The organism is Accumulibacter sp. (assembly GCF_029255125.1).
In the GTDB taxonomy this organism is placed as follows: domain Bacteria; phylum Pseudomonadota; class Gammaproteobacteria; order Burkholderiales; family Rhodocyclaceae; genus Accumulibacter.
On the sequence record NZ_JAPUVR010000058.1, the window covers coordinates 1 to 10099 of the forward strand.

A 10099-nucleotide genomic window follows, 5' to 3' on the forward strand; every position below is an offset into this window, starting at 1 on the left:
ATAGCTGGCATGGATTTTGCAAACCGTTTCCGTGTTATCATAATGGTCTCCAGGTAAAAATAGTCTGTTGCATCAATGGCCTAAAGTGGATTATACCGGGATTTTGCCTAATTCAACAGCATTGGAGCCGAGGGTTGGCCCGGGAGCGTGACCACCTACGACGGTGCTCGAAGCGGAGGGCGCTACACGCGTGATCAGGCGGGCGGGGCTCGTCGCGCCCGCCCGCTTCTCTGCTCTCCGGTGCAAGACTCAAGGTTTCGCGTAGGCGGAGCCTCGGTCGGGCGATGGACAGAGCCCCATGATGGGGGGGCAATGGTCCCGTTTTTTGGCGGCTTGTAGCCCGCGCGGGGCTTGCTTGTAGCCGGTTTTCCGGCCACAAGCGCGCCGCTTGCGCGATCTCAGCAGAGCTTGACGACGATGTCGAGCAGCGTGCTGTTGCAGACGTTCAGGCGGTCACCCGCGCGCACCAACTGGCTGTAGATTTCCTTGCGCCGGAAGATTTGGTGGAAATCGCTGTCGTTGAACAGCTCGGCCAGCGCGCGGCGATGCGTGCGCGTCAGATTGCGCCCGGCCTTGTCGGCTTTCTCGGCGTCCAGGCGGCCGAGCGTCGGTTCGCTGCCTAGGCGGCCGTAGCCGGCGGCCAGCGCCTCCGACCCGTCTTTCAGATAGACTGCCATTTCCAGGCAGTATTTGTCGGCTTTCAGGGCGAGAACGTCGCTATCCATTTCGGCAACGATTGTATTGCAGCTATTGATGATCTCGTCGAGGTTGATGATTGCCCGGTGCAGGTCTTCGCGGTCGATTGGCGTTGAGAAGGCCTCATTGAGCAGGGTCAGGTTGCGGACCTTGAGACGGTCGCCTTCGTGTTCGGAATCAACGACGCGCCGCGCGACATCGGAGCTGCCTGATCCCATGTACTCGACCAGCAGACCGGCGGCAATCTCGACCTGCGAGCTTTGCTCGGCGAGCAGCGCGAAGAAGTTGGGAACTCGTGGAAAGACGCGATGCAGGATGCGACGCGTCAAGGAGGGGCCTGCAATTTGTGCGCTCGTCATGATTAGACCTTTCCGATGAAGAGATTGACGATGGCGAATGTCTGAATCGCGACCAGCGCCGAGCCGGGGATGGTAATGATCCAGGTGATGGCAATATCCTTGGCCTTCTTCCAGCGCACGGCGCGCGGTCGCTCGGAAGCGCCGATGCCCATGATCGACGTGGAAACGACGTGCGTGGTCGATACCGGAGCGCCAATGATCGACGCGGTGAGAATCACCACGGCTGAAGTCAGTTGCGAGCTGAGTGCGTGAATCGGCCGCACGCGGTAGATGGCGAAACCCAGCGTGCGAACGATCCGCCAGCCGCCGGAGAGAATTCCCAGGGTGATGGCAATGGCACAGGCGAGCATGACCCAGAAGGGGACTTCGAAGCGCGGGATGAAGCCGCCGAGCAGGAGGGCGAGGGTAAGCATTCCCATGCTCTTCTGGGCATCGTTGGCGCCGTGCGAAAAGGCAAGGCCGGCGGCGGTGACGAACTGGGCATAGCGCAAGCCGGTGTTGGCCGATGGCTTGGCGGCGAAGAGCAGAATGTTGAGCAGGCGCAGCATCAGGAAGCCCACCCAGAAGCCGATGATCGGCGAGAGGATCAGCGCAGCCAGCACCTTCATGATGCCGGTCAGGTTGCCGCGCGACAATTCGGCGAAGCCCCAGACGACGTTGTCCACCCCGGCGGATACGACCACCGCGCCGATCAGACCGCCGACCAGCGCGTGCGACGAGGATGACGGTATGCCGAAATACCAGGTCGCCAGATTCCAGACGATCGCCCCGACCAAGCCGCAGAGGAGGATGGAGAGTGACAGGATGGTCGGCACGTCGCCCAGCGTCACGAACTTGCCGATCGTATTGGCGACGGCTGTTCCGCCGAGCAGCGGGCCGAGAAACTCGAAGGTTCCCACGATGATGACTGCCTGAACCGGCGTCATCGCACGTGAGGCGATGATCGTGGCGACGATGTTTGCCGCGTCATGGAAGCCATTGGTGTAGTCGAAGAAAAGGACGACGACTACCGTAGCGATCGTCAGGATCATCAGAGTGCTCATCAAGCGGCCCCATATCGGCAAAGGATTGAAATTGAGTAGAAGCAGGCAGTTCCCCTGGTCGCTGCTTCAAAGCGTGGCCGGCGGTCAGCATGGGGTTGAGCAAGTCGCCTGTATTGGCATGGTTTCAGCCACTTTTCCCCAACGGCTGCTCAAACCGGCATCCGTAGGCGCAAAGCAGCAATCGTGCCAGTCTTTTAGGGGCGCAGAAAGAAATACGCTATCATGCACTTACGCCGAATGGCGGCGCGCGCGCGGTCAATGCGTGGGGGTGTAACAGAATGTGCGGCCGGTTCTGCGAAGTGTTCGCAGAGGAGCAGTAAGACGCGGATTTAATGCGGTAGAGAAATTGATGACGAGAACATTTCAGAATGGCGAAACGTTACACCCCGGGCCTTTTCGGGGGTTTCCCGCTGTTTGCTCAAGGTTTCAGGATTCGGCCGGCGTGAGGCGCCGCGCCAGGCGCCGGTTCAAGGCGGGTCGGGATAGCCCGAGCAGGGTGGCAGCGACGCCCTGATTGCCTTTGGCGCGCTTGAGCGCCTCGCGCACCAGCGCGTCTTCGACTTCGTCGAGCGTCGGGAAGCGCCCGGGAATGATTACCGGCAAGCCATCCGGAACCTCGCTCGCCGGGCTCTCGCTTCCTTCCTTTTGCTGCTTCTGGATGGCCTGCCGGAAGCTGTCCATTGCCAGGACCGAACCGCCGCGGTGCAAAGCCATCGCGTTGAAGACCATCGCGCGCAACTCGCGGACGTTGCCGGGGAAATGATAGTTCTGGAGGAGTGTGAGCAGTTCGTTCGACGGTTCGGGCGCCGGCTTGTTGATCGTCGCTGCCGCCTCGTCGAGAAAATGCTGCAGGAGGAGCGGGATGTCTTCCTTGTGTTGGCGCAGCGGCGGCACTTCGACCTGGTGTACCGAAAGACGGAAGAACAGGTCGGAACGGAAGTGGTTTTGCCGCATCATCTGCGCCAGATTGCAGTTGGTCGCGCAAACGACGCGGGCGTCGCTCGGCCGCGCAACATCGGAGCCGAGTGGAAAGTACATGTGCTCCTGCAGCAGGCGGAGCAACTTCACCTGGGACGCCATTGACAGGTCACCGATCTCGTCGAGAAAGAGCGTGCCGCCCGCGGCTTGCGCGATCAGACCGGCGCGCGACTGGTCGGCGCCGGTGAAGGCGCCCTTCTTATGACCAAAAAGCGTATCGGAGAAGAGCGTGTCATCGAGGCCGGCGACATTGACCTGGACGAATTGTCCGCTCAGGCCGCTCAGCTTGTGCAGTGCGTGCGCAAACATTTCCTTGCCGGCGCCGGTCTCGCCCGAGATCAGGACGGGCTCGGCTGACACGGCAACGGCTTCCAGGTACTGGAACAGCGCACGCATTTTTCGGCTGTTGGTCACGATGCCGGCAAAGGCCTCGTTATTCTGCAGGCAATCGGAAAGGAGATAGTGCTTGAGAACGCCCATCTGCCGGCGCAGCGAGTGCACCTCGATGGCGTGCCGGACGCTGGCCACCAGGCGGCTCTCTTCGACCGGTTTGACGAGGTAGTCGAAAGCGCCCTCTTTCATGCTGCGCACGGCGGTTTCCACATCCTGCGCGGCGGTCATCACGATGACCGGCAATTCCGGGTACAAACGAACGACCTCGGGCAGCAACTTGCTGCCGCTCAGGTGTGGCATGAACAGATCGAGCAGGAGGGCGCTGGCTGCCTGGCGTTCGAGCGCCGGGAGCAGTTCGCGGCTATCGTCGAGCATCTGCAGGTTGACGACGCCGGCGCTACGCAGAACGGCTGCGCTCGCGTGCAGGACCGAAGTGTCGTCGTCGACGACAAAGACCGGCAGGTTGACGAAGGGCTTCTGGTTCTCTCTCATTCAATCCTCCTTGATGACCGGAAGTTCGATGCACACCGTCGTTCCCTCGTTCTCGCGTGACTCGAAGCGCAGCACGCCGCCGTGCTTCTCGATGATCGAAGACGAGATCGACAGGCCGAGTCCGGTGCCGCCGCTATCGCCTTTGGTGGTGAAGAACGGCTCGCCGATCTGGGTGATGACGTCCTCGGCGATTCCCTGGCCCTGATCCTCGACACGCACGGTGATCCGCTTCCCTTGGTCATCGGCGGCGGCGCTCACGCGCACCGACCGGCTGCGCTCGGGGAGCGATTCCAGCGCGTTGACGATGACGTTGATGAAGACCTGTTCGAGCTGCTGCACATTGCCCTTCACCGCCGGCAGGGAATCGGGCAAAGCCAGCGAGAAGGCGTCCGTGTGCTTGCGGATGCGCGCTGCCAGCAGACGTGCGACAGCGCGCAGAATCTTGCCGACATCGGCCACTTCGTCCATCTGGCCGCGATCTTCCTTGCCCAGGTGCTTCAGGTTGTTGACGATCTTGCGGATGCGCTTAGCATTGTCACCGATCTCCGTCATGCCGCGTTCGATGACTTGACTCGCCTGATGAAAACTTAACCCGGCGAGCAGGAAATCGCCCTGTTCCTCCTCGTATTCGGCGAGTATCGGCAGCGCATCGCGCCAGATGCGCGCGAGCAGCGAAGCATTGGCCAGAATCGCGTGGTTCGGGTTGTTGATTTCATGCGCGACGCCGGCCGAGAGCACGCCGAGCGAGGCGAGACGCGCGTTGCGGATGGCCTGCCATTGCAGCTTGCGGTTTTCGGTTACATCGGTGAGGACGACCATGGCCGCCATCACTTCGCTCGCCGAGCTGATCGGCACCATGCGCACTTCCCACCAGGTCGCGTCATCGCGCGCAAACTGGAAATGATCGACGCAGCCGCTGGCGAAAACCTGCTGCAGACGATCGCGGTAGCCGATGCGCACGTTTGCCGGGAGGACCAGCTCCGATCGCTTCTCGCCGCCGGTGCCGATTGGAAACGGCAGCGGGCGGTTGGTGAGCAGGATGTCGGCCTGGCTGTCGACGGTGAAGATCAGGTCCGGCGAGTGGTTGAACAGGGTGCGCAGCTTCTCTTCCGAATCGCGCAGCGCGTCTTCGGCCAGCTTGTGTTCGGTAATGTCTTCGAAGAAGCCGACGATCCGGCTCAGCTCGCAGCCCGGTTCGCGCACCGGAAAGCCGCAGACGCGCAGCCAGCGCAAGCCACGGTCGCCGCGCTCGACCGGCAGGACGATGGTGAACCGCCCACCATTGCTGCGCAACTGCTCGAGGGCAGCGTGCAGGGCACGCCCGTCGGCCGGGCGGAAGACGTCCAGCATCAACGAGAGTTCGCTGCTTTCGAGGCGCACGCCCTGGCCGGTGAGATGCCGGAATGCCGGTCCGATGTACTCGAGGCGCGTTGCCTCGGCGTTGGTCGCCCAGAAGACGACATCCACCGTTTCCGCCAACTGGCGAAAGAGCTCTTCGCGCTCGTAGATCGTCTGCGTCAGCCGGATCCGGTTTTCGAGTTCGCGCCGACTGCGCACCAGATACAGGCAGAGCAGTACGGTGCACGCGAGGCCGCCGAAAAGCACCAGCCAGTGGGCTTCGGTGAACGCTTCGGCGCTGCGGAAGGTGTCCGTCGCGACGCAGGTGATCGACCAGTGGCGGTCGCCAACCGGAATGCGCACCGCCACCTGGGACTGTTCGTCGCCACCTTCCGGGAGCAGGCCGCTGTCGCTGCGCGCGGTGCGCGACTCCAGCCGACTGGCGTAGAAGTGAAGCAGGCGCGCGTCGCCGACGGCCGAGTCGTCGCGCACCAGCACTTCGACGCCACGCGGTTCGAGCAGGTTGATCGCCACGTGCACGAGTTCCTGCAGGTCGTACGCACCAACGACGAAACCGAGCAGCGAAGCTCCCTTCTCAGCGGTCGCCGACGACCCGGCGGAGGCGTCGGCGGGTCCGAAAACGGGCAAGGCGGCGTAGATCGCGTAGCCCGCGCCGGGCCGCGCCGGGTCGAGCCGGGTTCGCCCGCTGACCGCCAGCTTGCCTGTCTGAGCGGCACGCGCAATGACCTCGGCGAGTTCACTGTCGGCTGCTGGCGCGGCACGCTGGGCCGTGCCGCTGCCGGTTCGTGCGGCCGCGAAGGCCGCTGGCGTTGCCGGCTGGTGATCGCTGCGCGCGCTCATCGTCCGTGGCGCGTTGCTTCCGGAAGGAACGACCGGCGTTCGCCCGTCGCTCGCTGTGGGCGACTCGAGCAAGGCAGGCGCGGCCGACAGCGGCACCCACATCAGCCGCTCGATATAGGAACGCCGCTTCAGGATGGACTCGGTAAACACCAGGAATTCGTCGTCGTCGATGCTGCGCGCGGCGTAAAAGAGGCCGCGTATCTCCAGCAGGGTGTCCAGCCCCTGTTCGACGACTGCCCGCACCGACTGGATGCGATCGGCGGCGGCCCACTGGAACTCCTTGAGGTGATTGCTCTGCAGTTCCTGGCGTACGTTCCACGACGACAGGCAGGTGAGCAGCAAGCCGGAAATCGCCACCACATAGACGGCGGCATACTTGCGCAAGTGATCGAACATGGGCAGTTAACCGGGAAAGAGGGTGCGGCCAGCAGCGGCGCGACGAGCGCCGCACGCAGCAGGCGGAGCGCGGCGGGCGAAGCTTAGCAGAAAGCCTGGCGGCAAGGGCGCGCGACAAACGGCGGGCAAAGTGTCGCGCGCGGCGCACGGCGCGCCGCGGGGCAGGCGTGCCAACGGCCCCGCGGGCAGCCACAGGCGGGATTGACGCTGGCCGAGCGCGGCCCATATACTGCCCCCCATCGGCGGATTGCACTGTTGTTATAAAGGGAATTACTTTCCCCGGGCCGCCACGACAAGAACCATCCGAAAAGGAAGCGGGCACAATGGGTTTTCTCTCGACCATTCGCGGAAAGCTGCTTACTCTGGGCGTCGCGGCCACTCTGGGATCCTTGTTTGCCGGCGGCATCGGTGTGCACGCGCTGCGTACAACGGCCAGCGAAACGTCCGCCGACCTCCGGGAAATCGAGCAGGGGATCAATGCGATGGTGGCACTTTCCGACGCGGAAACGGCGTTCAAGACGCAAGTACAGGAGTGGAAGAACATCCTGATCCGTGGTCACGAACGCGAGGCCTTCGACAAGTACCGGCGGGGTTTCGACCAGCAGGCGGAGCAGGTGCGCAGGTTCCTGGCGCTCGCCGATCAGTACGTGCGCAACGATCTGCGCGAGCTGGCAGGGGTGGCGCCGCTGCTTGCCGAGCATGCCAAGCTGGTCGACAGTTACCGTGCTGCCTTGAACGGCTGGGAAACGACCGACCCCGAGGCCGGGAGGAAGGTCGACCAGGCGGTGCGCGGCGTCGATCGGGCGTTTTCCGAAGGGCTGGCGAAGATCACCCAGCGTGCCTCGCAGAACGAGGTGGAACATCTGGCAGGGCAGATCAAGGCAACCGAGGCGCAGTACGTGGCGACACGCAACATCCTGGTCGCCACCATGTTGCTCGCCACACTGACCATCGCCTTGTTGTCGTTTGCCCTGATTCGCGCGGTGACGCGACCGGTCGCTGCGCTGCAGTCGACGATGCATGCCGTGCGCGCCAACTGGGATCTGCGCATCCGGGCCGAAGTTTCGGGTCGCGACGAACTGAGCGCTGTTTCAGGCTCGCTGAACGAGCTGCTGGTCCATTTCCAGGACGTCGTTGGCCAGATCGACGGCCATGTCGGCAAGCTCGTCGCGACTTCGGGCGCGGTGGCGCGTTCGGTGAGCGAGATCAGCCGCAACGTCGACCGGCAGAACGACGCGACGACCTCGGTTGCCGCGTCGGTCGAAGAGCTGACCGTGAGCATCGATCACGTGCGCGAAAACGCCGAGCAGACGCAGGAGATCGCCGAGAACGCAGCACAACTGGCGACCGACGGTGGTGCTGTGATCGAGAAGAGCGCACAGGCGATGATCGGCACCGTCGACAGCGTGCAGGCAGCGGCTACGGCGGTGGAGACGGTCGGTCAGCAGTCGACGGCGATCAGCGGCATCGTCGATGTGATTCGCGCGGTGGCCGAGCAAACCAATCTGCTCGCGCTCAACGCAGCGATCGAAGCGGCAAGAGCCGGCGAGCAGGGGCGCGGCTTTGCCGTCGTGGCTGACGAAGTGCGCAAGCTGGCCGAACGGACCAGCCAGGCAACCGGCGAGATTTCCGACAACATCGCCTCGATTCAAGCGAGCGCGACGACAGCAATCGAATGCATGCGCGGCGTGCGCAGTCAGGTCGATGGTGGCGCGACGCTGGCGCGCGAGGCGGGCGAGGCGATCGTCAAGATTCGCGTCGGCGCGGTGGAAGTGGTCAACGTGGCGAGCGCGATCACGCTCGCCCTGCGCGAGCAGGCGAGTGCCTCGGACACCATCGCACGCCAGATCGAGAGCATGGCGCATTCGTCGGAAGGCAGCACGCAAGCGCTCAGACATTCGGCGGAAGCGGTGCAGGCGATGGAGCAACTGGCCGGAAAGATGCGCGATTCGGTGGCGCGCTTTTCCGTCTGAGCCGTCGCCAAGTGCCAGACATCAGCCCCTTGGCGTGTTTGCCGGCAGGCGCGCGTTGGTCGGTGGCGGGCGGTGCGCGCAGGGGTTTTCGCGCCCGGCAGACGGCAGCCGTCCGATGAAGCTGCGCGATCTGCTTGATCTGGTCCTGCTCGCCGCGCTCTGGGGCGGGTCTTTCCTGTTCATGCGCTATGCCGCACCGGCTTTCGGGCCGTTGCCGCTGATCTGGCTGCGCGTCGCGGTGGCCGCGCTCTGCCTGGTTCCCGTGTTGTTCGTGCGCGGTCTACAGCCCGCACTGCGGCGACACGCGGCGGGCATCGCGCTGATGGGGGTGTTCAGCTCGGCCCTGCCGTTCGTCCTGATCGCCTGGGCGATGCTGTCGATTACGGCCGGGTTGGCGTCGATCCTCAATGCCACGGTGCCCATTTTCACCGCGCTGATCGGCGCGCTATGGCTGCGCGAAAGGCTGGGCTTCTGGCGTGCCGCCGGCTTGGCCGTCGGTTTTGCCGGCGTCTTGCTGCTTGCTGCCGACAAGGCCGACTTTCGGCCCGGCGGGTCCGGCTGGGCGATCGGCGCGATGCTGCTTGCCACGCTGTCCTACGGCTTCGCCGCCAATCTGACCCGGCGCCAACTGGGTGGCGTCCCCGCGTTGGTCAATGCCGCCGGCTCGCAACTCGCCTCGGCGATCGTTCTCCTGCCCTTCGCCGTCTGGTTCTGGCCCGCCACGCGGCCCGACGCGCTCGCCTGGTTGGCGGCGCTCGCTCTCGGTGTCGGTTGTACGGCGGTTGCTTTCCTGCTCTTTTTTCGCCTGATTGCCAACGTCGGCGCTGCGCGCGCGGTCACCGTCACCTTCCTGATTCCACTCTTCGGTGTGCTGTGGGGCAGCCTGTTCCTTGACGAAACGCTGAATGCCGGCATGCTGGCGGGCGGTTCGATCGTCGTGCTGGGCACAGCGCTGGCCACTGGGCTCGTCCGCCCGCCGGCGCGCACCTGATTGCGCGACGCGTCGCTGGCCATCCGGCGGCTAAAGGTTTTGCAGCGCACGCCGTACATGTCAGTGCGATGTACGTCTCCTGTGTACCGACGACCCACTGCTCGCGCCCGGACACCAGCGCGGAGTCGGCTTGTCGATCCCCGCCGGCGGCGCTAGGCGGCGACGAGCGGATCGAAGCCGAGCGGATCGAACTGCTGTTCCGCAACGGGCGCGCGTCGGACCTGTTCGTGTTGGTTGCGGCGCTGCTCTTCGTCGTTCTGCTGGAAGCGGAGATTGCCGCCGAGATCCGCTTTGCCTGGCTGGCTTTCATGCTGATCGGCGGCGGCGCGCGTCTGGCGCTGGTCGTCTGGCGGCAGCGCTCGCCGGACTCGGCGAGCAGCGCGCGCTGGGCCTTGCGCTACACACTGGCGACCGCTTGGCTGGGCGTCGGCTGGGCCTGCTTGATCATTGGCACTGCACGGTAAATTTGTTCTCCGCCCCGTTTCACGCTTTGGCGTTGCCGAGCGAGTTTTTCGTCATGCGCAGATAGTCAAAGACGAGGCGGATGTTGCGGTTAAGGTGGGCCATTTTTTGCGCGAT

Annotated in this window: 7 protein-coding genes; 3 read left to right on the forward strand and 4 right to left on the reverse strand. The window is 64.1% G+C overall.

Annotated features, from left to right (window positions below; translation table 11 throughout):
* Positions 1–398 precede the first annotated feature (398 nt).
* From Q1L59_RS02755 to Q1L59_RS02770, 4 genes are all read right to left on the reverse strand, one after another.
* The gene (locus Q1L59_RS02755; RefSeq protein WP_300327762.1) at positions 399–1055 is read right to left on the reverse strand and encodes a DUF47 family protein; all 657 of its coding nucleotides are present in this window, start codon (positions 1053–1055) and stop codon (positions 399–401) included.
* A 2-nt stretch (positions 1056–1057) separates the two neighbouring features.
* Positions 1058–2098 carry an inorganic phosphate transporter gene (locus tag Q1L59_RS02760; RefSeq protein WP_300327763.1) on the reverse strand — a complete coding sequence of 347 codons (1041 nt, stop codon included), beginning with the start codon at positions 2096–2098 and terminating at the stop codon, positions 1058–1060.
* 426 nt (positions 2099–2524) lie between these two features.
* A complete protein-coding gene (locus tag Q1L59_RS02765; RefSeq protein ID WP_300327764.1) occupies positions 2525–3961 on the reverse strand; it encodes a sigma-54 dependent transcriptional regulator in 1437 nt (478 codons plus the stop codon).
* The gene (locus tag Q1L59_RS02770; protein WP_300327765.1) at positions 3962–6556 is read right to left on the reverse strand and encodes an ATP-binding protein; all 2595 of its coding nucleotides are present in this window, start codon (positions 6554–6556) and stop codon (positions 3962–3964) included.
* 323 nt (positions 6557–6879) lie between these two features.
* Here Q1L59_RS02770 and Q1L59_RS02775 point away from each other — a divergent pair, with 323 nt between their 5' ends.
* From Q1L59_RS02775 to Q1L59_RS02785, 3 genes are all read left to right on the forward strand, one after another.
* The gene (locus Q1L59_RS02775; protein ID WP_300327766.1) at positions 6880–8529 is read left to right on the forward strand and encodes a methyl-accepting chemotaxis protein; all 1650 of its coding nucleotides are present in this window, start codon (positions 6880–6882) and stop codon (positions 8527–8529) included.
* 115 nt (positions 8530–8644) lie between these two features.
* Positions 8645–9520, forward strand: a complete 876-nt coding sequence (locus Q1L59_RS02780) for a DMT family transporter (protein WP_300327767.1) — start codon at positions 8645–8647, stop codon at positions 9518–9520.
* Positions 9521–9588: 68 nt separating this feature from the next.
* Entirely contained in the window at positions 9589–9984 is a 396-nt protein-coding gene (locus tag Q1L59_RS02785; protein WP_300327769.1) for a hypothetical protein, read from the forward strand.
* Positions 9985–10099: the final 115 nt, after the last annotated feature.

Excerpts from the sequence above, each read along its gene's own strand:
- Q1L59_RS02755 (WP_300327762.1), bottom strand. The coding sequence starts at position 1,055 with ATGACGAGCGCACAAATTGCAGGCCCCTCCTTGACGCGTCGCATCCTG.
- Q1L59_RS02760 (WP_300327763.1), bottom strand. The coding sequence starts at position 2,098 with ATGAGCACTCTGATGATCCTGACGATCGCTACGGTAGTCGTCGTCCTT.
- Q1L59_RS02765 (WP_300327764.1), bottom strand. The coding sequence starts at position 3,961 with ATGAGAGAGAACCAGAAGCCCTTCGTCAACCTGCCGGTCTTTGTCGTC.
- Q1L59_RS02770 (WP_300327765.1), bottom strand. The coding sequence starts at position 6,556 with ATGTTCGATCACTTGCGCAAGTATGCCGCCGTCTATGTGGTGGCGATT.
- Q1L59_RS02775 (WP_300327766.1), top strand. The coding sequence starts at position 6,880 with ATGGGTTTTCTCTCGACCATTCGCGGAAAGCTGCTTACTCTGGGCGTC.
- Q1L59_RS02780 (WP_300327767.1), top strand. The coding sequence starts at position 8,645 with ATGAAGCTGCGCGATCTGCTTGATCTGGTCCTGCTCGCCGCGCTCTGG.
- Q1L59_RS02785 (WP_300327769.1), top strand. The coding sequence starts at position 9,589 with ATGTACGTCTCCTGTGTACCGACGACCCACTGCTCGCGCCCGGACACC.